We start from the raw sequence: 23,647 nt of genomic DNA on the forward strand, positions 1-23,647 counted from the left end.
GGTCCGGGGTGCCAGGTCTGACACGATGACCGCATGCGGAACGATCACTCCACTTCCGTGGGCCCGCGCCTCGGGGCCCGGGTCCGGCGGCTGCATCCGCTGGACTGGCTGGCGGGCGGGCTGCTTCTGACCGGAGTGGTCGCCGCGGCGACCGGGCTGCTGCCCGCCGGTCCCGCCCAGGACCAGATGCGGCGCATCGGGCCGCTGCTGGCGTTCCTGGCCACGGTGATCGTGCTGGCGGAACTGGCGGGCCGGGCCCAGGTCTTCGATGTGGTGGCGGCCTGGGTGGCCCGAGCGGGCCGGGGCCGTTATCCGCTGCTGTTCGCGCTGTGCGTGGCGTTCGCCTCGCTCACCACGATCACCCTGAACCTGGACACCACGGCCGTCCTGCTCACTCCGGTGATGCTGGCGCTGGCCGGCCGGGTGGGCATCGCGGCGGTGCCGCTCGCCATGACGACGGTGTGGCTGGCCAACACCGCGAGCCTGCTGCTGCCGGTGTCGAATCTGACCAACCTGCTGGCGGCGGAACGGGTGGCGCTGTCGCCCACCGGTCTCGCGGCCGTGATGTGGCTGCCGCAGCTGGCCGCGATCGGGGTGACGGCCCTGTGCCTGTGGGTGTTCTACTGGCGCCGTGGCCGGCGGGGCGCCGACACGTACACCCCGCCGCCGGTGCCCTCCCCCGACGACCGGGTGCTGCTGGGTGTCAGCTCGGTGGCGTGCGCCGGGTTCCTGCTGGCGATCCTGGTCGTGGACGTGCCGCTGTGGTCGGCCTCGCTGGTGGCGATGGCGGTCGTGGTGGCGGCCTACGCGGTGCGGCGCCGCGCGGAGCTGCGGCTGTCGCTGGTGCCGTGGCGGCTGCTGGTCCTGGTGCCCGGGATGTTCCTGGTCGTGGAGACGGTCGACGCGCACGGGCTGCACGGGCTGCTGGTGCGGGCGCTCGGCTCGGACGACGGCCTCGCGGGCATGCTGCGCACGGCCGGGGTCGGCGCGGGGCTCGCCAACGTGCTGAACAACCTTCCGGCGTACGTGGCGGGCGAGGCGGTCGTCCCGGCGGGCAACCACCATCAGCTGCTCGCCCTGCTGGTCGGGGTCAACGCGGGCCCGCTGGTCACGCCGTGGGGGTCGCTGGCGACGCTGCTGTGGTTCGAGCGGTGCCGGTGGCAGGGGACGCGCATCGGGGTGCGGCGGTTCGCGCTGACCGGTCTGGTGCTGGCGGTGGGGGCGACGGGCGCCGCCACCTGTGCGCTGGCCCTGACCGTCTGAGGCCGGGCGGCGCCCGGCCCCGAATGCGCCACGGCGCCTGCCGAATCGTCCGGTCGGGGACGGGCAGGCGCCGCGTTCAGTTCCGCACGCCGTTGTACGGGACGTCTGTGTGCCGTGTCAGACCATCAGCGAACGGTCCGTCGGGCGGATCGGGGCCGGCAGTGCGCTGGCTCCGGTCAGGAAGCGGTCCACGCCGCGTGCCGCGGAGCGGCCCTCGGCGATGGCCCACACGATGAGGGACTGGCCGCGGCCCGCGTCTCCGGCGACGAAGACGCCGCCGACGTTGGTGGCGTAGTCCTCGTCACGGGCGACGTTGCCCCGTGCGTCGAGCTCCAGACCGAACTGCTGGACCAGGCCGTTGGCCTGGTCGGTGCCGGTGAAGCCCATCGCGAGCGTGACCAGCTGCGCGGGAATGGTCCGCTCGGTGCCGGGCTTCTGCTCCAGCTTACCGTCCTTGAACTCCACCTCGACGAGGTGGAGGGCCTGGACGTTGCCGTCCTCGTCGCCCTCGAAGTGCGTGGTCGAGACGGAGTAGACCCGCTCGCCGCCCTCCTCGTGCGCGGAGGTGACCTTGTAGAGCATGGGGAAGGTCGGCCAGGGCTGGTTGGCGTTCCGCTCCTCGCCCGGCCGGGGCATGATCTCCAGCTGGGTGACGGACAGGGCGCCCTGGCGGTGTGCGGTGCCGACGCAGTCGGCGCCGGTGTCGCCGCCGCCGATGACGACGACGTGCTTGCCCTCGGCGGTGATCGGGGAGACCGTCAGGTCGCCCTCCTGCACCTTGTTGGCGAGCGGCAGGTACTCCATCGCGAAGTGCACGCCGTTCAGCTCACGGCCCGGGACGGGCAGGTCGCGCGAGACGGTGGCGCCGGCGGCGATGACCACGGCGTCGTAGCGGCGGCGCAGCTTCGCGGCGTCGATGTCCCGGCCGATCTCGGTCTCGGTGCGGAACTTGGTGCCCTCCGCGCGCATCTGCTCGACGCGGCGGTTGATGTGCGACTTCTCCATCTTGAACTCGGGGATGCCGTAGCGCAGGAGGCCCCCGATGCGGTCCGCCCGCTCGTAGACGGCGACCGTGTGGCCGGCCCGGGTCAGCTGCTGGGCGGCGGCGAGTCCGGCCGGGCCGGAGCCGATGACGGCGACGGTCTTGCCGGAGAGGCGCTCGGGCGGCTGCGGGGTGACGTCGCCGTTGCCCCACGCCTTGTCGATGATCGAGACCTCGACGTTCTTGATGGTGACGGCCGGCTGGTTGATGCCGAGCACGCACGCCGACTCGCAGGGGGCCGGGCACAGCCGCCCGGTGAACTCCGGGAAGTTGTTCGTGGCGTGCAGCCGCTCGGACGCGGCGGACCAGTCCTCGCGGTAGGCGTAGTCGTTCCACTCGGGGATGAGGTTTCCGAGCGGGCAGCCGTTGTGGCAGAACGGGATGCCGCAGTCCATGCAGCGGCCGGCCTGCTTGCTGATGATCGGGAGCAGCGAGCCGGGAACGTAGACCTCGTTCCAGTCCTTGACGCGCTCGCCCACCGGGCGGGTCTCGGCGACCTCGCGGCCGGTGGTCAGGAAGCCCTTGGGGTCAGCCATTGGTCGCCGCCTCCATCATCTTCTCGGTGGTCTCCTGCTCGGAGAGACCGGCGAGCTCAGCGGCGTCCTTGGCGGCGAGCACTGCCTTGTAGGTGGACGGGATGATCTTGCTGAAGCGGGCCACTGCGGTGTCCCACTCGGCGAGGAGCTTCCCGGCGACAGTGGAGCCGGTCTCCTCCTGGTGGCGGCGCACGACGTCGTGCAGCCACTGCTTGTCGGTGCCGGTGAGCTCCTCGACCGCGCCGAGGTTGCCGGCGTTGACGTTGTCGCGGTTCAGGTCGATGACGTAGGCGACGCCGCCGGACATGCCGGCCGCGAAGTTGCGTCCGGTCTCGCCGAGCACCACGGCGTGGCCGCCGGTCATGTACTCGCAGCCGTGGTCGCCCACGCCTTCGGAGACGACGGTGGCGCCGGAGTTGCGGACGCAGAACCGCTCACCGGTACGGCCGCGCAGGAACAGCTCGCCGCCGGTCGCGCCGTAGGCGATGGTGTTGCCCGCGATGGTGGAGTACTCGGCGAGGTGGTCGGCGCCGCGGTCCGGGCGGACGATGACGCGGCCGCCGGACAGGCCCTTGCCGACGTAGTCGTTGGCGTCGCCCTCCAGGCGCAGGGTGACGCCGCTGGGCAGGAAGGCGCCGAAGGACTGGCCGGCGGAGCCGGTGAAGGTGATGTCGATGGTGTCCTCGGGCAGGCCCGCACCGCCGAACTTCTTCGTCACCTCGTGGCCGAGCATGGTGCCGACCGTCCGGTTGATGTTGCGTACGGCGATCTGCGCGCGGACCGGCTGGGCGCTCTCGGGGCTGTCAGCCTTGAGGGCGTCGGCCGCGAGCTTGATCAGCTCGTTGTCGAGGGCCTTGGCCAGTCCGTGGTCCTGCTCGGTGTTCCGGTACCGGACCGCGCTCTCGGGCAGCTCGGGGACGTAGAACAGCGGGGCGAGGTCCAGGCCCTGCGCCTTCCAGTGCGTGACGGCGCGGTCGGTGTCGAGCAGCTCGGCGTGGCCGACGGCCTCCTCGATCGTCCGGAAGCCGAGCTCGGCGAGGAGTTCGCGGACCTCCTGGGCGATGAACTCGAAGAAGTTGACGATGTACTCGGCCTTGCCGGAGAAGCGGTCGCGGAGGACCGGGTTCTGGGTGGCGATGCCGACCGGGCAGGTGTCGAGGTGGCAGACGCGCATCATGACGCAGCCGGAGACGACGAGCGGGGCGGTCGCGAAGCCGAACTCCTCTGCGCCGAGCAGCGCGGCGATGACGACGTCGCGGCCGGTCTTGAGCTGTCCGTCGGTCTGTACGACGATGCGGTCGCGCAGGCCGTTGAGCAGCAGCGTCTGCTGGGTCTCGGCGAGGCCCAGCTCCCAGGGGCCGCCCGCGTGCTTGAGCGAGGTGAGCGGGGAGGCGCCCGTTCCGCCGTCGTGGCCGGAGATGAGGACGACGTCCGCGTGGGCCTTGGAGACACCGGCCGCGACCGTGCCGACGCCGACCTCGGAGACCAGCTTCACGTGGATGCGGGCCGCCGGGTTGGCGTTCTTGAGGTCGTGGATCAGCTGGGCCAGGTCCTCGATGGAGTAGATGTCGTGGTGCGGGGGCGGGGAGATGAGGCCGACGCCCGGGGTGGAGTGCCGGGTCTTGGCGACCCAGGGGTAGACCTTGTGGCCGGGCAGCTGGCCGCCCTCGCCGGGCTTGGCGCCCTGGGCCATCTTGATCTGGATGTCGTCCGCGTTGACCAGGTACTCGCTGGTGACACCGAAGCGGCCGGAGGCGACCTGCTTGATGGACGAGCGGCGGGCCGGGTCGTAGAGGCGGTCGGCGTCCTCGCCGCCCTCGCCGGTGTTGGACTTGCCGCCCAGCTGGTTCATGGCGATGGCGAGGGTCTCGTGCGCCTCGCGGGAGATCGAGCCGTAGGACATGGCGCCCGTGGAGAAGCGCTTGACGATGTCCGCGACGGACTCGACCTCTTCGATGTCGATCGCCTCGCGGTCCGGCTTGAAGCCGAACAGGCCGCGCAGCGTCATCAGCCGCTCGGACTGCTCGTTCACCCGGTCCGTGTACTTCTTGAAGATGTCGTACCGGCGGTTGCGGGTGGCGTGCTGGAGGCGGAAGACCGTCTCCGGGTCGAACAGGTGCGGCTCGCCCTCGCGGCGCCACTGGTACTCGCCGCCGATCTCCAGCGCGCGGTGCGACGCGGAGATGCCGGAGGCGGGGTAGCCCTTGGTGTGCCGGGCGGCGACCTCCCTGGCGACGACGTCGAGCCCGGCGCCGCCGATCTTGGTGGCGGTGCCGTTGAAGTACCGGTCGACGAAGGCCTGGTCGAGGCCGACGGCCTCGAAGACCTGGGCGCCCCGGTAGGAGGCGACGGTGGAGATGCCCATCTTGGACATGACCTTCAGGACGCCCTTGCCCAGGGCGTGGATGAGGTTGCGGATGGCCTGCTCGGCCTCGATGCCCTCGATGAAGGTGCCGGCGCGAACCAGGTCCTCGACGGACTCCATGGCCAGGTACGGGTTGACGGCGGCGGCGCCGTAGCCGATCAGCAGCGCGACGTGGTGGACCTCGCGGACGTCACCGGCCTCGACCAGCAGGCCCACCTGGGTGCGCTGCTTGGTGCGGATGAGGTGGTGGTGGACGGCGGAGGTGAGCAGCAGCGAGGGGATCGGCGCGTGCTCGGCGTCGGAGTGCCGGTCGGACAGGACGATCAGGCGGGCGCCGTCCTCGATGGAGGCGTCGACCTCGGTGCAGATCTCCTCGATCCGCGCGGCCAGCGCCTCGCCGCCGCCGCCCACCCGGTACAGGCCGGAGAGCGTGGCGGCCTTCATGCCCGGCATGTCGCCGTCGGCGTTGATGTGTATGAGCTTGGCCAGCTCGTCGTTGTCGATCACCGGGAACGGGAGCGCGACGCTGCGGCAGGAGGCGGCGCCCGGCTCCAGGAGGTTGCCCGAGGGGCCCAGCACGGAGCGCAGCGAGGTGACGAGCTCCTCGCGGATGGCGTCCAGCGGCGGGTTGGTGACCTGTGCGAAGAGCTGGGTGAAGTAGTCGAAGAGCAGCCGGGGGCGGGCCGAGAGCGCGGCGATGGGCGAGTCGGTGCCCATGGAGCCGAGCGGTTCGCCAGCGGTGCGGGCCATCGGGGCGAGGATGACGCGCAGCTCTTCCTCGGTGTAGCCGAAGGTCTGCTGGCGGCGGGTGACGGAGGCGTGCGTGTGCACGATGTGCTCCCGCTCGGGGAGGTCCTCCAGTTCGATCTCGCCGGTCTCCAGCCACTCCTGGTAGGGGTGCTCGGCGGCGAGGGACGCCTTGATCTCGTCGTCCTCGATGATGCGGTGCTCGGCGGTGTCCACGAGGAACATCCGGCCGGGCTGGAGGCGGCCCTTGCGGACGACCTTGGCGGGGTCGATGTCCAGGACGCCGACCTCGGAGGAGAGCACGACGAGGCCGTCGTCGGTGACCCAGTAACGGCCGGGGCGCAGGCCGTTGCGGTCGAGGACCGCGCCGACCTGGACGCCGTCGGTGAAGGTGACGCAGGCCGGGCCGTCCCAGGGCTCCATCATCGCGGAGTGGTACTGGTAGAAGGCGCGCCGTGCTGTATCCATGGAGTCGTGGTTCTCCCACGCCTCGGGGACCATCATCAGCACCGAGTGCGGCAGCGAGCGGCCGCCGAGGTGGAGCAGCTCCAGGACCTCGTCGAAGGAGGCGGAGTCGGAGGCGTCGGGGGTGCAGACGGGGAAGATCCGGTCGAGGGGCGCGTCACCGAAGAGGCCGGAGGCGAGCTGGGACTCGCGGGCCTTCATCCAGTTGCGGTTGCCCTTGACCGTGTTGATCTCGCCGTTGTGCGCGACGAAGCGGTACGGGTGTGCGAGCGGCCAGCTCGGGAAGGTGTTCGTCGAGAAGCGCGAGTGGACCAGCGCGACGGCGGTGGCGAAGCGGGGGTCGGAGAGGTCCGGGAAGAAAGGTTCCAGCTGCCCGGTGGTGAGCATCCCCTTGTAGACGATCGTGCGGGCGGAGAGCGACGGGAAGTAGACCCCGGCCTCACGCTCGGCGCGCTTGCGCAGCGCGAAGGCCTTGCGGTCCAGGGCGATGCCGGTGCTCTCGCCGTCCGCCACGAACAGCTGGCGGAACTCGGGCATGGTGGCGCGGGCGCCGTTGCCGAGGATGTCCGGGGTGACCGGGACCTCGCGCCAGCCGAGGACGTTCAGGCCCTCCTCGCCCGCGATCCGTTCCAGGGCGTCGACAGCGGCGGCGGAGTCGTCGGCGGGCAGGAAGGCGATGCCGACGGCGTAGGCGCCGGCGTCGGGGAGGGCGAAGGGGGCTTCGGCGCGCAGGAAGGCGTCCGGCACCTGGAGGAGGATTCCGGCGCCGTCACCGGAGTCCGGCTCGGATCCGGTGGCTCCGCGGTGTTCGAGGTTGCGCAGGACGGTCAGCGCCTGCTCGACCATCTCGTGGCCGGGCACACCGGTCAGTGTGGCTACGAAGCCCACGCCACAGGCGTCGTGCTCGTTGCGGGGGTCGTACATTCCCTGCGGGGCGGGGCGACCGTCCATGGGCGACCAGGCGTCGGTGCGCATCGGCTCTCCCGTCGTCGTCGTGGCATATGCAGTGCCGAGGGACGACGTTGGCCCTCTGCGAAAGTTGGTGCAGATTACATGATGGGTCGCTTCTCACAAAGCGGATGGATCGTCCAACATACGGACACCGTCGATGACGGTGGGAGGGTCGCTGTCGGAGGATCGGCGCCCGGGACCCGAGAAACCCAGGCGACGTTGCCTGTGGTGTCTACGGCTCTTGCCCGGTGGGAGAGAAAACGAAACCGCCGGGTAATGGCTACTTATGTGTAGCCCTGCATAGAGACTCATTTTACGGCGCGTGCGGCCGTCACGCCCAGTGGCGCGGACCAAGACGTACGTCACACGGATGGCGCGCGGATGAGGCCGTTACGGGCCGATCGCGTGAGCGCGAGGCGGTCTCAGCCTCCGACGGCCACACCGAACAGCGCGCCGAGCCCGTAGGTGATCGCGGCGGCCGCGCCACCGAGCGTCAGCTGCCGCAGCCCGCTGAACCACCAGCTGCGGGCCGTGACCCGGGCCACCACGGCACCGCAGCCGAACAGCCCCACCAGGGCGAGCAGCACGGCCGACCACAGGGTGTCCGCGCCCAGCAGGTAGGGCAGGACCGGCAGCAGCGCGCCCAGCGCGAAGGCGCCGAACGAGGACACGGCCGCCACCAGCGGGGAGGGCAGGTCGCCGGGGTCGATGCCCAGCTCCTCGCGGGCGTGTATTTCGAGGGCCTGCTCGGGGTCGCGCGAGAGCTGCCGGGCGACCTCACGGGCCAGCACCGGCTCGACACCCCGGGACACGTAGAGCTCGGCCAGCTCCCGCTCCTCGTCCACCGGGTGCTTGCGCAGCTCGCGCCGCTCGACGTCCAGCTCCGCCTCGACCAGCTCGCGCTGGGAGGCCACGGAGGTGTATTCGCCGGCCGCCATGGAGAAGGCGCCCGCGGCCAGACCGGCCAGGCCCGTGATGACGATGGTGCGGTGCGAGACGGCGCCGCCCGCGACACCGGTCATCAGGGCCAGGTTCGAGACGAGCCCGTCCATCGCGCCGAAGACCGCGGGACGCAGCCAGCCGCCGTTGACGTCACGGTGGGTGTGGTTGTCCCGGTGTGCCTCGTGCAGTACGGCGTCGGTCTCGATGATGGCCACAGCTGTCCCTCTCCCCTTCTCCGGGAACGGCGTTCACCCGCTCCGCCCCCGCTCGACACCATCGAAAGTACGCACGAAAAAGGGCCCCCGCCAGCAAGGAAGGCCGTACTTACCACCCTGCGTAACCGGATAGGTACGGCTTGCCTTGCTGTCCGGAAGGTTTCATCCGACTGGGCTTTTTGTACGGATAACCGGCCTTCGCGCGCGCTCCGCGTGGAACGGATCCCACAGAGACGAGAACTGGCTCGGTACGAGCGAAGGGTCGACGCGATGGAGACGGTCGCAGGAAATCCGGCGGCGCCGCGGGCGGGCGGCACACAGACGGCCCGGCTCCCGGCCGGTCCGGACCGGGACACACCGGGTGACCGGGCCAGGGGCGCGCTGCTCGGCCTCGCGGTCGGCGACGCGCTCGGCGCCCCGGCGGAGAACATGCGGCCCTCCGAGATCCGCCGCCGCTGGGGCCGGATCGAGGGCTTCGTCAGCGACGACCCGGCCGGCACCGACGACACCGAGTACGCGATCTTCTCCGGGCTGCTGCTGGCCCGGCACGGTTCGGCGCTGACCGTCACCGATGTGGAGCGGGCCTGGCGGCTGTGGATCGCGGACCTGGACGAGGGGCCGTTCCGGGGCGCGGGCTTCAGCGAGCGCGGCACGCTGGAGAACCTGCGCCGGGGCCTCGCCGCCCCGATCTCCGCCCAGCACCGGCACGCCTGGAGCGACGGCCTGGCGATGCGGGCCGCGCCCTTCGGCGTCTTCGCGGCCGGGCACCCCGCCGAGGCGGCCCGGCTGGTCGCGGTCGACGGCCGGGTCAGCCACGAGGGCGAGGGCATCTACGGCGGCCAGGCCGTCGCCGCGGGCGTGGCGGCCGCGATGACCGGGGCCGGTGTCACCTCCGTGATCGCCGCCGCGCTCTCCGTCGTCCCCATGGACTCCTGGACGGCCCGCTCGCTGCGCCGCGCGGTGACGGCCGCGCGGCGCCCCTACCCCGACCGGCTCACCGGGGAACGCGCGCTGCGCTCGGCCGTCGTGGTCGGCGGCTACCCGTGGACGGACCTGGCGCCGGAGGCGGTGGGCCTGGCCTTCGGCGCGTTCGCGGCGGCGCGCGGCGACTTCCGTACGGCGGTGCTGACGGCGGTCAACATGGGCCGGGACGCCGATACGACGGCCGCGGTGGCGGGTGCGCTGGCCGGGGCGCTGCACGGGGCTTCGGCCGTCCCGCGCGTCTGGGCGGACGCGATCGGGCCGGTGCGCGGGAGCTGCCTGCCCTCGATGCGCGGGTACCACGTCCTGGACATCGCGGATCTGCTCGCTCCGGACCGAGCGACGAGAGCCGACGGCGGCGAGGCCCCGCGCGGGCCGGACGCCGGGGCGGTGCGGCGGTGAGCGGGGTGCGGCGGGCCCGGATCGAGGGGCTGCTGATCGGGCTGGCGGCCGGCGACGCGGCGGGGTGGCCGGCCGCGCGCCACCGGGCGGCCCGGATGCCGGAGTGGACCCGGCGCCTGACCCGCGAGCTGGACACCTTCGCCGAGCAGAACGCGACGACCACACTGCCCGTCCCCATCGCGCTCAACCAGCCCCCGGAGCCGCTGCGGCTCGGCCCGTCCGACGACGCCGAGTGGGCGGCCTTCGCGGCGGGCACCGTACTCGCCGCGGCCACCGGTCCCCGGGACGGCCGCTCCCCCGGCCGCCGGATGCGGGCCGCCGTGGACAGCGCCTGGAACGCGCTGGCCGCCGAGGTCGCCGCTGCCGCCGCCCGCGCGCCCGAGGTCGAGTCGGCGGTGCTGCCACTGCGCGCCCGGATCTCGGTGCGGGCCGGGCTCGGCAACCTCGCCGCCGGGCTCCGCCCGCCCGCCACCGGCCACGACAACCCGCACTACTTCGACGACGCGGCGTGCGTACGGGCGGCCGTGCTCGCCGTCGTCCACCCCGGCGACCCGGTCGCGGCGGCGGCCCTCGCGGAGTTCGACGCCCGCTACACGCAGGACGGCGACGGGGTGCACGGGGCGCGGGCCATGGCCGCCGCGAGCGCCGAGGCGCTGGGCGGCGCGGACGTCGACACGGCGGTGAACGCCGCGCTCGACCAGCTCCCCGAGGGCACCGAGATCGCGCGCAACGCCGCCCACGCGGTCCGGATCGCCCGGGAGTTCGCCGGGGAGCGGGCCGGGGCGTTCGCCCTGGTCCCCGTGCTGGAGCATCAGATCGTGGACCACGTCTACAGCTACGGGATCGCCGCCGCCGAGACCGTCCCGGTCGCCCTCGCCCTGACCACCGCGGCCCGGGGCGACCTCGCGCAGGCGGTGCCCGCGGCGGCCTGCCTGTCCAGGGTGGCTGATTCGGCGCCCGCCCTGGCCGGGGCGCTGACCGGGGCCCTGGGATCGCTCGGCTCCGTACCCGACGGCTGGCGCGAGGCGTGCCGGACGCTGGCCGGGTGTGCGCTGCCCCGGTTCGCGGGCACGGATCTGATCGAACTCGCCGGGCTGCTGGCAGCCACGGAACCGGCACCCGGAGGTGGACAATTCGGGCATGACATCCACAGTGCCCCTGGCGCCCCCGACGTCCGCGTCCCCCACGACACCCACGCTCGATGACCGGATCGCGGGCGCCCTGCTCGGCGCCGCGGTCGGCGACGCGCTCGGCGGCCCGGTCGAGGGCCGCCCCCCGGAGCAGATCGTGGCGCGCCACGGCGGCCGGATCACCGGCGTCGTCGGCCCGTGGGACGGCGCCGACTGGCGCACCGCCCGCCCGATCGCCCCGTACCACAAGGGCGACGGGCACGTCACCGACGACACCTTGATGACCCATGCGCTGGTGCGGGTGTACGGGAAGGTGCGCGGCCATCTCGACGCGTACGCGGTGGCCGACCACCTCGTGCCGGAACTGATCGGCGAAACACGCTGGATTCCGGAGCTGGAGGCCGAGGCGCTGCCGCTCCAGCGGGTCTTCCTCGCCGAGAAGTGGATCGTGGCCCGGCTGCACTACGGGCACGTCGACCCGCGCGAGGCGGGCTGCGGAAACATCGTCAACTGCGGGGCGGCGATGTACATGGCGCCGGTCGGGCTGGTGAACGCCGCCCAGCCGCACGCCGCGTACGCCGAGGCGCTCGATGTGGCGGGCGCCCATCAGTCCAGTTACGGCCGGGAGGCGGCGGGCGTCTTCGCGGCGGCCGTCGCCGCGGCCTGCGCCCCCCGGGCGACGCCCGCCTCGGTCGTGGAAACCTGTCTGTCGCTGGCCAAGGACGGCACCCGGGCCGCGATCGAGGCCGTCTGCGAAACCGCCGCCCGCCACCAGGACTTCGAGGCCGCGCTCGCCCCGCTGCGTGAGGCCGTCGCCCCCTTCGACACCGTCGGTCCCGACTACCGCGCGCCCTCGCTCGGCGCCCGCCGCCCCTCACGGCTGCACGCCATCGAGGAACTCCCCATCGCGCTCGGCATGCTGCTCGTCGCGGGCGGGGACTACCGGCGGGCGGTGCTCGGTTCGGTCAACTACGGGCGCGACTGCGACTCGATCGCCACCATGAGCGGCGCGCTCGCGGGCGCCCTGCACGGCGAGCGGGCCGTCCCCGCCGACTGGGCGACGACGGTGGCCGAGGCCAGCCGCCTCGATCTGCGTGCCCCGGCCCGGACCCTGGCGGAGGTGGCCCGCGAGGTGTTCGCGCAGGACACCGACCGCCGCCGGGCCCACGAGGCCGCCTTCGCCACGCTGGCGGGCACCCCGTGACCACGGCGGTGCGCGTGACCTGGGTGCAGCCGGAGGACCTGGTGGGCCACGAGCTGCGGCAGGCCGCCGAGGACGGGCGCGACGCGCGCGACATCGCACGCCGGTGGTACGAGGCCGGCGGCTCCCCCGCCCCGGAGCGCGCGGGCGCCTCCGCCCCGGGCGCCCCGCCCGGACTGCGCGCGGTCGCCGAACGGCTGCTGGACGAACTCGCCCAGCTGGAATCCCCGCTGGCGGACGACGAACCGACCGGCCTGGACGCGATCCGGGCCGCCTGCCCGCAGTGGCCGCACCCCCGGACCTGGCAGGCGGCGGCCGGCCGGGAACGGCTGCACGCGGCCTGGCTGGGGCGCGCGGCCGGCTGTCTGCTGGGCAAACCCGTCGAGAAGCTGCCGCTCGAAGGCATCCGCGCCCTGGCCCGCGCCACCGGGAACTGGCCGCTGGACACCTGGTTCACCGCCCGGGGCCTGCCCGCGTCGCTGGCGGCCACCTACCCGTGGAACCGGCGCTCCGCCGCCACCTCGCTGGCCGAGAACATCGACGGGATGCCCGAGGACGACGACCTCAACCACCCGCTGCTCACCCTGCTGCTGCTCCAGCGGCACGGCCGGTCGTTCACCACCGCCGACCTGGCCCGGCTGTGGCTGGACGAGCTTCCGGCGGGGCGTACCTTCACCGCCGAGCGGATCGCGTACCGCAATCTGCTGGACGGGGTGGAGCCGCCGGACACCGCCCGCCACCGCAACCCGTTCCGGGAGTGGATCGGCGCCCGGATCCGCGCCGACATGCACGGCTGGACCCGGCCGGGCGACCCGGCGGGTGCGGCGGAGCAGGCGTACCGCGACGCGGTCCTCACCCACACCGGGAACGGCGTCTACGGGGCGATGTTCACGGCGGCGGCGCTGGCCGAGGCGGCCGCGGGCGAGACCGATGTGCACGGCTGCCTGGCCACCGGGCTGCGGGTGGTGCCGCCGCGCTCGCGGTACGCCCGCGCGGTGCGGGACGGCATCGCGGCGGCCCGCGCGGAACATGATTTCGATACGGTCGTCGACCACCTGCACGCGGTGTACGGCAGGTATCACTGGGTGCATGTGCTGCCCAACGCGGCCCTGCTGGCCGCCGCCCTCACCCATGCCGACGGCGACTTCACCGGTTCCGTCTGCAAGGCCGTCTCCGGCGGCTGGGACACCGATTCCAATGGCGCGACCGCCGGTTCGCTCGCCGGACTGCTCGCCGGGCGGCCCGACGCGCTGCCGGACCGGTGGACCACCCCGCTGAAGAACCGGCTCGCCACGTCCGTCCCCGGATTCGACTCGGCCGGCTTCGACACCCTGGCCGGCCTGACCCACCGGCTCACCCACGAGGAGGCACTCCGCCCATGACCAGAGTCGCGGTGCTCGGCAGCACCAATATGGATCTTGTGGCCTACGTCGACCGGGCCCCGGAGCGCGGGCAGACCGTCACCGGCCGGGAGTTCCGCACCATCCCCGGCGGCAAGGGCGCCAACCAGGCCGTCGCCGCGGCCCGCGCGGGCGGCGACGTGCTGATGATCGGCGCGGTCGGCGACGACGAGTACGGCGTACGGATGCGGGAGAGCCTGGAGCACTCCTGCGTCGACACCGATCTCCTGCACACCGCCGAGGGCCCCAGCGGCACCGCGCACATCGTGGTCGACGCCCAGGGCTCCAACGCGATCGTGGTCGTCCCCGGCGCCAACGGCACCGTCACCTCGCTCGGCCCCGGTGAGATCGCCGCCATCGCCGAGGCCGATCTGCTGCTGCTCCAGCTGGAGCTGCCGCTGTCGGCGGTGATCGAGGGCGCCAGGGCCGGTCACGCCCAGGGTGTACGGACCCTGCTCACCCCCTCCCCCGTGCGGAAACTGCCCGCCGAACTCCTCGACCACGTCGATCTGCTGATCCCCAACGAGCACGAGGCGGCCGAGCTGTCCGGCTACGAGGAGCCGCACGCGGCGGCGGAGATCCTGCTCTCCCAGGTCCCGGCGGTGCTCATCACGCTCGGCGCGAAGGGCTGCCTGTACGCGGCCCGGGGCAGCCGCACGATCCACTTCCCCGCCCCGGAGGTCATCGCCGTCGACACCACGGGCGCCGGGGACACCTTCGTCGGCACGCTCGCCGTGGCGCTCGGCGAGGGCCGTCCGGTGCCGCAGGCCATCGCCTGGGCCTCGGCGGCCGCCGCGCTCTGCGTGCAGAAACCGGGCGCCTCGGTCTCCATGCCGTACCGCAGCGAAATCGACGCCGCGTGAGCGCGCCGGGGGCGGCGCCGCTGACCGGGCTGCGCGTCGTCGATCTCGCCACGCTGTTCGCGGGCCCGCTCTGCGCCACGATGCTCGGCGACTTCGGCGCCGAGGTGATCAAGGTCGAGCACCCCACCCGCCCCGACCCCTCCCGGGGTCACGGGCCCGCGAAGGACGGCATCGGCCTGTGGTGGAAACTGCTCGGCCGCAACAAGCGGAACCTGACGCTGGACCTGTCCTGCCCGGACGGCCGCGATCTGCTGCTGCGGCTGGCCGGGAGCACCGATGTGATCATCGAGAACTTCCGGCCGGGCACGCTGGAACGCTGGGGCCTCGGCCCGGAGGAACTGCACGCCGTCAACCCACGGCTGGTGCTGGTCCGTGTCACGGGCTTCGGCCAGTTCGGCCCTTACGCCCACCGGCCCGGCTTCGGGACCCTCGCCGAGGCGATGAGCGGCTTCGCGGCGATCACCGGTGAGCCGGACGGGCCGCCGACGCTGCCGCCGTTCGGGCTGGCCGATTCGATCGCGGCGCTCGCCACGGCGTACGCGGTGATGGCGGCGCTGGCCGGCCGCGACCGCACCGGCGAGGGGCAGGTGGTCGACATGGCGATCATCGAGCCGATCCTGACCGTGCTCGGCCCTCAGCCGCTCTGGTACGACCAGCTCGGTTACGTACAGCCGCGCACTGGCAACCGCTCGCGCAACAACGCCCCCCGCAACACCTACCGCACATCGGACGGCCAGTGGGTAGCCGTCTCCACCTCCGCGCAGTCCGTCGCGGAACGGGTGATGCGCCTGGTCGGGCGGGCGGAGCTGATCGACGAGCCGTGGTTCGCCTCCGGCACCACCCGCGCGGAGCACAGCGACGAGCTGGACGAGGCCGTCGGCCACTGGATCGCCCGGCACACCCGGGACGAGGCCCTGTCCGCGTTCGAGAAGGCGGAGGCAGCCATCGCACCCGTCCACGACATCCGGGACGTGATGGAGGACCCGCAGTACCGCGCTCTGGACTCCGTCACCGAGGTGGACGACCCGGAGCTGGGCCCGCTGCGGATGCAGAACGTCCTCTTCCGGCTCTCCCGGACCCCGGGGGCGATCCGCTGGACGGGCCGCCCGCACGGGGCCGACACCGAGGAGATCCTCACCGAGCTGGGGCTGAGCGGCCCGGAGATCTCGGCGCTGCGGGCGGAGCGGGTGCTGTGAGCGCGGCGGCCCCGCTCACCCTGCTGTACGTGCCCGGGGACCGGGCGGACGTGATCCGCAAGGCGGCCGTCTCGGGGGCGGACGTGGTGATCGTGGACCTGGAGGACGCGGTCGCCCCCGACCGCAAGGAGTACGCGCGCTCGGCGACGGTGGAACTCCTCTCCGACCCGCCCTCCGCCACGGCGGCGCCGGTCCATGTCCGGGTCAACGACGAGGCGGACGTGCTGGCCCTGGCGGGGCTGCCGGGGCTCGGCGGGCTGCGGCTGCCGAAGATCACCCACGCCGCGTCCGTCCACCACATCGCGGCGCTGGCCCCCGGGGTCGCCCTCTGCCCGCTGCTGGAGTCCGCCCTCGGCATCGAGCACGCCTACTCGGTGGCCTCCGCCCACCCCCAGGTCCACGCGGTCGCCCTGGGCGAGGCGGACCTGAGGGCCGATCTGGGCGTACGGGAGGACGCGGGGCTCGACTGGTCGCGCAGCCGGGTGGTGGTCGCCGCCCGTGCGGCCGGCCTGGCACCGCCGGCCCAGTCGGTCTTCCCGGACATCCGGGACCTGGACGGCCTGTGGTCCTCGTGCGCCCACGGCCGGGCGCTGGGCTTCCTGGGCCGGGCGGCGATCCACCCCCGGCAGCTCCCTGTGATCGAACGGGCGTTCCGGCCGACCCCGCAAGAGGTCGAAGCGGCCTGGCACGTCGTGGAGGCGGCCCGCGACCAGGCAGGAGCCCAGGCCCTCCCGGACGGCCGCTTCGTGGACGCGGCGGTGGTCGCACAAGCGCAACGCACGCTCGCCCTGGCCGAGCGCGAGCGGTGACCCGGCGCCCCGCCTGACCGCTTTGTCCGCGATCGCCGGACGGGCTGGATAGGGGTGAGGGGCCGCCGAGAATCTCGGCGGCCCCTCACCCGGTTGTCGCGCGACGTCAGCCCTTGGCCGCCTCGGCAGCCCCATCCGCCTTCGGCGCATCCGCGTCCGCATCCGCATCCGCGTCCACGGCCTCATCGGAGGTCCCAGAGGCCTCGCCCTCGGGCTCGTCCGACGACTCCGACGCCTCCAGCGCCCCGGGTTCGACGATCTCCTCGCGCCCCGGCCGGATCTTCGCCGAGACCACGATGTACGCGACCGCCAGGACGAACACGATCAGCGCGGTCCACACGTTCAGCCGCAGGCCCAGGATGTGGTGGGCCTCGTCCACCCGCATGTACTCGATCCACGCGCGCCCGGCGCAGTACGCCGCGACGTACAGCGCGAACGCCCGCCCGTGTCCGAGCTTGAAGCGGCGGTCGGCCCAGATGACGAGGAGCGCCACACCGACGCACCACAGCGACTCGTACAGGAAGGTCGGGTGGTAGGTGCCGGCCACCCGGTTCGGGCCTTCGCTGATCTTCAGCGCCCACGGGACGTCGGTCTGCCGGCCGTACAGCTCCTGGTTGAACCAGTTGCCCCAGCGGCCGCAGGCCTGGGCGAGGGCGATGCCGGGGGCGAGCGCGTCGGCCCAGGCGGGCAGCGGGATCCCGCGGCGGCGGCAGCCGATCCAGGCACCGACCGCGCCCAGCGCGATCGCACCCCAGATACCGAGGCCGCCCTGCCAGATCTTGAAGGCGTCGACCCAGTTCTCACCGTCGCTGAAGTACAGCTGGTAATCGGTGATGACGTGGTAGAGCCGGCCGCCGACAAGCCCGAAGGGCACCGCCCAGACGGCGATGTCGGCGACAGTGCCGGCGGTGCCTCCTCGGGCGACCCAGCGCTTGTTGCCGAACCAGACGGCGACGAAGACACCGATGATGATGCAGAACGCGTAGCCGCGGAGCGGGATCGGTCCGAGATCGATCACGCCGGTCGACGGGCTGGGAATGTAGGCAAGGTTCATGACAGCATCGACGCTACCTTGCCGGGCGGGAGGTACGGCAACCCGCCCGGCAACGTCTGGGTAACGAGCGGGTCATCGATTCCCCCGACCGGCCCTGGGGCCTGTCGTCACATTCCCGTCGTTCGCCCGGAGGGCGGCAGACGGGAATGTGACGACAGGCCCTACGGCGTGGGCGTCGCGGTGCCCGGTTTCTTGCCCTTGTTGGCCTCGGCGACCCACTTCTTCAGGTTGGCCACGGAGATCGCCTCGTCGCCGTTCTTCGGGAAGACCGACTTCCCGTTGAGCAGCACGGTCGGGGTGCCCTGGAAGCCGCCGTCGCGGAAGGCCTGGTTCGACTTCTCGACCCAGGAGTCGTGCTTGCCGTCCTCGACGCAGCTGCGGAATCCGGGCGTGTCGAGCCCGTCGACCTTCTTGGCGAGCTTGATCAGCTCGGCGTTGTCACCGAAGGTGTCCTCGGTCTCCTGCGGCTGGTTGCGGTACAGCACGTCGTGGTAGGCGGAGAACTTGCCGGCGTCCTGCGCGCAGGCCGCGGCGTTGGCCGCCTTGAGGGAGCCGCTGCCGCCCATGTTGCCGTCGATGATCGTGGCCAGGTGGTAGTCGACCTTGATCTGGCCGTCCTGCTCCAGCTCGTGGAGCGTGTCGCGGAACGCGTTCTCGAACTGGGCGCAGACCGGGCAGCGGAAGTCCTCCCAGATGGTGAGGGTGGACGGGGCGTCGTCCGCGCCGACCCGGATCGCCAGGGCGTCCTTGCCGGTCGCGCCCGAAGGCGCCACGGCCGGGCCGGACGCCTTGGACTTGTCGCCCTTGCCGTCGGTATTGGCCGCGATCACGCCGATGACGGCGGCCAGTCCCAGCACCCCCACCACGGCGGTGGACACGATCAGCGTCCGGCGGCGGCGGTCTCGCGCCCTCGCCTCCTCGCGCTGCTGGATCAGCCGGTCTCGCGCGGCCCTCTTGCCTTGCTGGTTCTTCTCGCTCACAACCGCAGCAACGACCCGGGGAGGCACTCGCGTGCCTCCCCGGGCCGAGGTCCACCCGTTCGGATGACGCCCGGTGTCAGCGCTTTCGAACACCTTCGGCGAGGTCGGCCGCCAGCGAACGGACGGCGGCGAGGCCCGCCGCCTCGTCGGGGGCGTCCAGCATCCGCTTCACGAAGGCCGATCCGACGATGACGCCGTCGGCGAAGCCGGCGACCTCCGCGGCCTGGGCCGCGTCGGATACGCCGAGGCCGACACAGACCGGCAGCTCGGTCGTGGCGCGGGTGCGCCGCACCAGGTCCTGGGCCTGGGCGCCGACCGAGGCGCGGGTGCCGGTGACGCCCATCAGGGAGGCCGCGTAGACGAAGCCGGAGCCGGCCTCAGTGATGGTGGCGATCCGCTCGTCCCTGCTGCTGGGAGCGACGACGAAGACGGTGGCCAGACCGTGCCGCTCGGCGTGCTCGCGCCACAGCGCGGACTCCTGGACCGGCAGGTCGGGCAGGATGCACCCGGCGCCGCCCGCGGCGGCGAGCTCGGCGGTGAAGCGCTCGACGCCGTACCGGTCGATCGGGTTCCAGTACGTCATGACGAGGATCGGTGCCCCGGTCGCCTCGTACGCCTCGCGCACCGTGCGCATCACGTCGGCGATCTTCACGCCGCCGCGCAGCGCGATGTCGTCGGCGGTCTGGATGACCGGGCCGTCGAGCACGGGGTCGCTGTGCGGCAGCCCCACCTCGACGACGTCGGCGCCGCCCGCGACGACCGCCTTGACGGCCTCGATGCCGCCGTCCACGGTCGGGAAGCCGGCCGGCAGGTACGCGATCAGCGCGGCCCGGTCCTCGGCGCGCGCGGTGGCGAGCGTGGTGCTCAGCAGTTCGGTGTTGCCGCTCACTGGACGTCCCCCTCGATCTCCGCGTTCGCACCGGCGGCGTCCGCCTCGACGGCCGCGTCCGTCTCGTACAGCCCGAAGTAGCGGGCCGCCGTGTCCATGTCCTTGTCGCCCCGGCCGGAGAGGTTGACCAGGATCAGCCCGTCCCTGCCCAGCTCCTTGCCGACCTCCAGGGCCCCGGCCAGCGCGTGCGCGCTCTCGATGGCCGGGATGATGCCCTCGGTACGGGAGAGCAGGCGCAGCGCCTGCATGGCCGCGTCGTCGGTGACCGCGCGGTACTCGCCCCGGCCGGTGTCCTTCAGGTACGCGTGCTCGGGGCCGATGCCCGGGTAGTCCAGGCCCGCCGAGATGGAGTAGGGCTCGGTGATCTGGCCCTCCTCGTCCTGGAGGACGTAGCTGCGCGAGCCGTGCAGGATGCCGGGCTCGCCCGCGGTGAGGGTCGCCGCGTGCTCCCCGGTCTCCACGCCGTGGCCCGCGGGCTCGCAGCCGATGAGGCGGACGTCGCTGTCGGGGACGAAGGCGTGGAAGAGGCCGATGGCGTTGGAGCCGCCGCCGACGCAGGCCACGGCGGCGTCCGGCAGCCGGCCGGCCCGCTCCAGGATCTGCCGCCTGGCCTCGACGCCGATGACGCGGTGGAAGTCGCGGACCATCGCCGGGAAGGGGTGCGGGCCCGCGACCGTACCGAAGAGGTAGTGGGTGCGGTCCACGTTGGCGACCCAGTCGCGGAACGCCTCGTTGATGGCGTCCTTCAGGGTGCGGGAGCCGGACTTCACGGCGATGACCTCGGCGCCCAGCATCCGCATCCGCGCCACGTTCAGCGCCTGGCGCTCGGTGTCGATCTCGCCCATGTAGATCGTGCAGTCGAGGCCGAAGAGGGCGCAGGCGGTGGCGGTGGCCACGCCGTGCTGGCCGGCGCCGGTCTCGGCGATGACCCGGGTCTTGCCCATGCGCCGGGTCAGCAGGGCCTGCCCCAGCACGTTGTTGATCTTGTGGGAGCCGGTGTGGTTGAGGTCCTCGCGCTTGAGGAAGACGCGGGCGCCGCCCGCGTGCTCGGCGAAGCGCGACACCTCGGTGAGGGCGCTGGGGCGGCCGGTGTAGTGGACCATCAGCTCGCCCAGCTCGGCCGCGAAGGCGGGGTCGGCCTTGGCCTTCTCGTACTCGTCGGCGACCTCGTCCACGGCGGCGACGAGCGCCTCGGGGATGAACTTTCCGCCGTAGGCGCCGAAGTATCCCTCGGCGCTGGGGATCAGACCCTCGGGGTCCGGGATGAAGAATTCGGACAACATCGTGGAGTTGCTCCTCGTCATGGCATGGCTGGTTGCAGCGTGTGCGCCGTGAGCGGAGCGCCGCCTCGGCCCGGGGCCGGGGCGGATGCGGGCGCGCGGAACCCGGCCCTGGTGGGCCGGGGTGTCACGGCGGCCGGGGCTCGCTCTACTGCGCGGACCCCGTGCGCCATCGCATGCCGTTGACCTGACCGGGCTCGTCGCCGATCACGTACCGCACCCGCCGGCCGTGCACACGGCGTGCCGGGGCCCGGCAGCCGCGGTGCCACGACGGCAGTGCGCAGCGCATCGGCTCGGGGTGCGGGAGGGACATGGCGCGGCTCAGCTCCGGCCGTGGCGCAGGGCCGGGTGGGCGCCGGCGGCGACCAGGTCGGCTACGGCGGTGCGCGGGTCGCGGCCGGTGACCAGGGACTCGCCGACGAGCACGGCGTCCGCGCCGGCGTTGGCGTAGGCGATGAGGTCGTGCGGGCCGCGGACGCCGGACTCGGCGACCTTGACGATGTGGTCGGGGATCTCGGGGGCGACGCGCTCGAAGGTGGAGCGGTCGACCTTGAGGTCCTTCAGGTTGCGCGCGTTGACGCCGATGATCCTGGCGCCCGCCTCCACGGCACGCTCGGCCTCCTCCTCGTCGTGCGCCTCGACCAGCGGCGTCAGGCCGATGGACTCGGCGCGCTCGATCAGGGAGACCAGCGCCTCCTGTTCGAGGGCGGCGACGATCAGCAGCACGAGGTCGGCACCGTAGGCGCGGGCCTCCCACAGCTGGTACGAGGTGACGATGAAGTCCTTGCGCAGGATCGGGATGTCGACCTTGGCGCGGACGGCCTCCAGGTCGGCCAGCGAGCCGCCGAAGCGGCGCTCCTCGGTGAGGACGGAGATGACGGAGGCCCCGCCGGCCTCGTAGTCCGCGGCGAGCGCGGCCGGGTCGGCGATGGCGGCGAGCGCGCCCTTGGAGGGGCTGGAGCGCTTGACCTCGCAGATGACCGTCACGCCCTCGCCGCGCAGGGCGGCGACGCCGTCCTTGGCCTGGGGGGCGCGGGCGGCGCGTTCCTTGAGCTCGTCGAGGCCGACGCGCGCCTGCCGCTCCGCAAGGTCGGCGCGGACGCCGTCGATGATCTCGTCGAGCACACTCACGCGAGCGGCCCCCTTCCGGAACGGTGACAACGGAACGTACAGGCCACAGGATCAGCCACTCAGATGGTATCCGCAGGAGGCCGCTGGGCCCGCATCCGGCCACCGCCTGTCCCACAACCTGGGCATTCAGGGAGCGATCGCCGACCCGAACGGCAGATTCCGGACGACGGTGAAGATCAGCAGTACGGCTCCGATCCCCCACCAGTGGACCGGCCTCAGAGCGAACCGCCAGGGCCTCCCGGCCGCCTCGCGGACCATCCACACCGCCCAGAGCACGGCGAAGAGCCCGTACCCGACGACGGCCAGGGCATTGGAGCCGAAGGCGGCCGCCAGGTCTCCGTGGGCGAAGGCGTGGGCGCTGCGCAGTCCGCCGCAGCCGGGGCAGTAGATGCCGGTGAGCCGCAGCAGCGGGCAGACGGGGTAGTGGCCCGGCTGGTTCGGGTCGACCGTCGCCACGTAGCCGAAGGCACCGACGACGGCGGCCAGGACGCCCACCGGGGTGGCGATCCGGCGCAGCCGGGAGGAGCCGCCGGGCGCGGCGGGGAAGAGCGGCGGGGGGCCCGCCGGGGGGCCGGGGGCGGGCGGCGGTCCGGCGTCCACCGGCAGGGGGGCCCGGTCGGGTGGTACCGGGGCGGGGGTAGGCGATGCGTCCACCCGGTGATTGTCGCCCCTGACGCGCGAAGGCGCAGCCCCGGCCGGGGCCGCGCCTCGTATGCGCGGGTCGCGCGGGGTCAGGAGGTCTGCGCGTGGCCGGCGCGGGCCCTGGCGGCGGCCAGGTCGGCCGACTCCTTCGGCATGCCGAGTCCCGCGACCTTCATCGCGAGGCCGACGACACCACCGATGAGGACGACGCCCATGCCGGCCCAGAAGCCGAGCGGGTTGGCCGCGACCATGAAGACGCCCGCGACGCAGAAGCCGATGAAGGCGATGATGACACCGGTCCAGGCGGCCGGGGTGTGTCCGTGGCTGCTGCCCGCCATGAGTTGCTCCTCGTTGGTGTTGCGCTGTTGGAATCGCTCGGGTGGCTGTACGCACGGCCGGTGCCGCTGTGGGTGCCGCTGTGCTGTGAGCTCACGGCCATTGTCCCGTACGTGCGGGTAGGACGTGAGCTGGGGGGTCATGCCTCGCGCGTCGGGTCCTCGCCGCGGTCCAGGGCCTTCCACAGGTCCTCGGGCCGGTCCGGGTCCGGGGCCCTGGGGGCCTTGCGGGGGCGGGGGCTGCCGTCGCGCTCGTAGCGTCCCGACATCGTGGGCCAGCGGCTGCCGTAGCGCAGGGCGAGCAGCCCGGCGAGCAGGATCAGCAGGCCGCCCGCCGCCGTGACGTAGGGCCAGGCGGTGTGGGTGAGGGCGGTGATGGTCGCGGAGCTGTCGCCGCTGGTCTGCGCGGCCTTCTCGTCGAGCGCCCCGCTGTCGGAAGCGCCGAGGAAGGCGCTCAGCGCGGCGCCGAGCCCGCTGAGCGCGAGCAGTCCCGCCACCACGCGCCGGCCGGCGGCGCGCACGGCGAAGACGGCGACGAGGGCGGCCAGGCCCACGATGGCGAGGGCGGCGGGCAGTCCGGTGACGTCCTGGCCGTCGGCGCTCAGGGGCAGGGTGCCGCCGCCGACCTGGGCCTTGCCCTCGGCCCAGGTCTGCCCGGAGGCGAGCAGGACGACGGTCGCGCCGGCCGCGCCGAGGAGCAGGCCGGCGGCCAGGCTGCGGCGGTTTCCCGCGCTGTCGGGCGCGGCGGCGGCTTCGGCACGTGGCTGGGGTACGGGGACAGCACTCACGTACTCCACTATCCCTTACCGGCCCGCGGCGGCCCACCGC

At 73.1% G+C, this 23,647-nt stretch carries 20 protein-coding genes; 8 read left to right on the forward strand and 12 right to left on the reverse strand.

What is annotated here, in order from left to right:
* Positions 1–33: 33 nt before the first annotated feature.
* Positions 34–1,263 carry an SLC13 family permease gene (locus P8A18_RS07240; protein ID WP_306052804.1) on the forward strand — a complete coding sequence of 410 codons (1,230 nt, stop codon included), beginning with the start codon at positions 34–36 and terminating at the stop codon, positions 1,261–1,263.
* Between the two features lie 117 nt (positions 1,264–1,380).
* Here the strand turns inward: P8A18_RS07240 and P8A18_RS07245 are convergent, their stop codons facing one another.
* The 3 genes from P8A18_RS07245 to P8A18_RS07255 all read right to left on the reverse strand — a co-directional run bounded on the left by P8A18_RS07245 (position 1,381) and on the right by P8A18_RS07255 (position 8,526).
* A complete protein-coding gene (locus P8A18_RS07245) occupies positions 1,381–2,841 on the reverse strand; it encodes a glutamate synthase subunit beta (RefSeq protein WP_306052806.1) in 1,461 nt (486 codons plus the stop codon).
* Positions 2,834–7,393: a glutamate synthase large subunit gene (gene gltB, locus P8A18_RS07250; RefSeq protein WP_306052808.1), complete on the reverse strand. Its 4,560-nt coding sequence runs from the start codon at positions 7,391–7,393 to the stop codon at positions 2,834–2,836. Before gltB ends, P8A18_RS07245 begins: the two co-directional genes overlap by 8 nt.
* 398 nt (positions 7,394–7,791) lie before the next feature.
* Positions 7,792–8,526 carry a VIT1/CCC1 transporter family protein gene (locus P8A18_RS07255; RefSeq protein ID WP_306052810.1) on the reverse strand — a complete coding sequence of 245 codons (735 nt, stop codon included), beginning with the start codon at positions 8,524–8,526 and terminating at the stop codon, positions 7,792–7,794.
* A gap of 270 nt (positions 8,527–8,796) precedes the next feature.
* Here P8A18_RS07255 and P8A18_RS07260 point away from each other — a divergent pair, with 270 nt between their 5' ends.
* From P8A18_RS07260 to P8A18_RS07290, 7 genes are read left to right on the forward strand one after another with little or no spacing between them, the layout of a single operon-like run.
* A complete protein-coding gene (locus tag P8A18_RS07260) occupies positions 8,797–9,909 on the forward strand; it encodes an ADP-ribosylglycohydrolase family protein (RefSeq protein ID WP_306052812.1) in 1,113 nt (370 codons plus the stop codon).
* Positions 9,906–11,114, forward strand: a complete 1,209-nt coding sequence (locus tag P8A18_RS07265; RefSeq protein ID WP_306052814.1) for an ADP-ribosylglycohydrolase family protein — start codon at positions 9,906–9,908, stop codon at positions 11,112–11,114. Before P8A18_RS07260 ends, P8A18_RS07265 begins: the two co-directional genes overlap by 4 nt.
* Positions 11,050–12,243: an ADP-ribosylglycohydrolase family protein gene (locus P8A18_RS07270; protein ID WP_306052816.1), complete on the forward strand. Its 1,194-nt coding sequence runs from the start codon at positions 11,050–11,052 to the stop codon at positions 12,241–12,243. Before P8A18_RS07265 ends, P8A18_RS07270 begins: the two co-directional genes overlap by 65 nt.
* Positions 12,240–13,622, forward strand: a complete 1,383-nt coding sequence (locus P8A18_RS07275) for an ADP-ribosylglycohydrolase family protein (protein ID WP_306052818.1) — start codon at positions 12,240–12,242, stop codon at positions 13,620–13,622. The genes P8A18_RS07270 and P8A18_RS07275 overlap by 4 nt, the downstream gene beginning before the upstream one ends.
* Complete coding sequence (gene rbsK, locus P8A18_RS07280; RefSeq protein WP_306052820.1) at positions 13,619–14,503, forward strand: ribokinase; 885 nt, start codon at positions 13,619–13,621, stop codon at positions 14,501–14,503. Before P8A18_RS07275 ends, rbsK begins: the two co-directional genes overlap by 4 nt.
* Positions 14,500–15,699 carry a CaiB/BaiF CoA transferase family protein gene (locus P8A18_RS07285; RefSeq protein WP_306052822.1) on the forward strand — a complete coding sequence of 400 codons (1,200 nt, stop codon included), beginning with the start codon at positions 14,500–14,502 and terminating at the stop codon, positions 15,697–15,699. The genes rbsK and P8A18_RS07285 overlap by 4 nt, the downstream gene beginning before the upstream one ends.
* Complete coding sequence (locus P8A18_RS07290; protein WP_306052824.1) at positions 15,696–16,508, forward strand: HpcH/HpaI aldolase/citrate lyase family protein; 813 nt, start codon at positions 15,696–15,698, stop codon at positions 16,506–16,508. The genes P8A18_RS07285 and P8A18_RS07290 overlap by 4 nt, the downstream gene beginning before the upstream one ends.
* Before the next feature lie 106 nt (positions 16,509–16,614).
* On the opposite strand, the gene lgt is transcribed toward P8A18_RS07290, so the two are convergent.
* The 9 genes from lgt to P8A18_RS07330 form a co-directional block, all read right to left on the reverse strand.
* Positions 16,615–17,562 (reverse strand): prolipoprotein diacylglyceryl transferase, encoded by a 948-nt coding sequence (gene lgt, locus P8A18_RS07295; RefSeq protein WP_306052826.1) that lies wholly within the window; start codon positions 17,560–17,562, stop codon positions 16,615–16,617.
* 161 nt (positions 17,563–17,723) lie between these two features.
* Positions 17,724–18,542, reverse strand: a complete 819-nt coding sequence (locus P8A18_RS07300; RefSeq protein WP_306052828.1) for a DsbA family protein — start codon at positions 18,540–18,542, stop codon at positions 17,724–17,726.
* 76 nt (positions 18,543–18,618) lie between these two features.
* The gene (gene trpA, locus P8A18_RS07305) at positions 18,619–19,431 is read right to left on the reverse strand and encodes a tryptophan synthase subunit alpha (protein ID WP_018555576.1); all 813 of its coding nucleotides are present in this window, start codon (positions 19,429–19,431) and stop codon (positions 18,619–18,621) included.
* A complete protein-coding gene (gene trpB / locus P8A18_RS07310) occupies positions 19,428–20,714 on the reverse strand; it encodes a tryptophan synthase subunit beta (RefSeq protein WP_306052830.1) in 1,287 nt (428 codons plus the stop codon). The genes trpA and trpB overlap by 4 nt, the downstream gene beginning before the upstream one ends.
* Before the next feature lie 145 nt (positions 20,715–20,859).
* The gene (trpM, locus tag P8A18_RS34270; RefSeq protein ID WP_371933764.1) at positions 20,860–21,036 is read right to left on the reverse strand and encodes a tryptophan biosynthesis modulator TrpM; all 177 of its coding nucleotides are present in this window, start codon (positions 21,034–21,036) and stop codon (positions 20,860–20,862) included.
* Positions 21,033–21,842, reverse strand: coding sequence for an indole-3-glycerol phosphate synthase TrpC (gene trpC / locus P8A18_RS07315; protein WP_306052832.1), 810 nt, complete (start codon positions 21,840–21,842; stop codon positions 21,033–21,035). The genes trpM and trpC overlap by 4 nt, the downstream gene beginning before the upstream one ends.
* A gap of 126 nt (positions 21,843–21,968) precedes the next feature.
* Positions 21,969–22,442, reverse strand: coding sequence for a DUF2752 domain-containing protein (locus tag P8A18_RS07320; RefSeq protein WP_306060727.1), 474 nt, complete (start codon positions 22,440–22,442; stop codon positions 21,969–21,971).
* Between the two features lie 131 nt (positions 22,443–22,573).
* Positions 22,574–22,822: an HGxxPAAW family protein gene (locus tag P8A18_RS07325; protein ID WP_306052835.1), complete on the reverse strand. Its 249-nt coding sequence runs from the start codon at positions 22,820–22,822 to the stop codon at positions 22,574–22,576.
* Between the two features lie 137 nt (positions 22,823–22,959).
* Positions 22,960–23,616 carry a TIGR02234 family membrane protein gene (locus P8A18_RS07330; protein ID WP_306052837.1) on the reverse strand — a complete coding sequence of 219 codons (657 nt, stop codon included), beginning with the start codon at positions 23,614–23,616 and terminating at the stop codon, positions 22,960–22,962.
* Positions 23,617–23,647: the final 31 nt, after the last annotated feature.

It is taken from the genome of Streptomyces sp. Mut1, from assembly GCF_030719295.1.
GTDB classification, from domain to species: Bacteria; Actinomycetota; Actinomycetes; order Streptomycetales; family Streptomycetaceae; genus Streptomyces; species Streptomyces castrisilvae.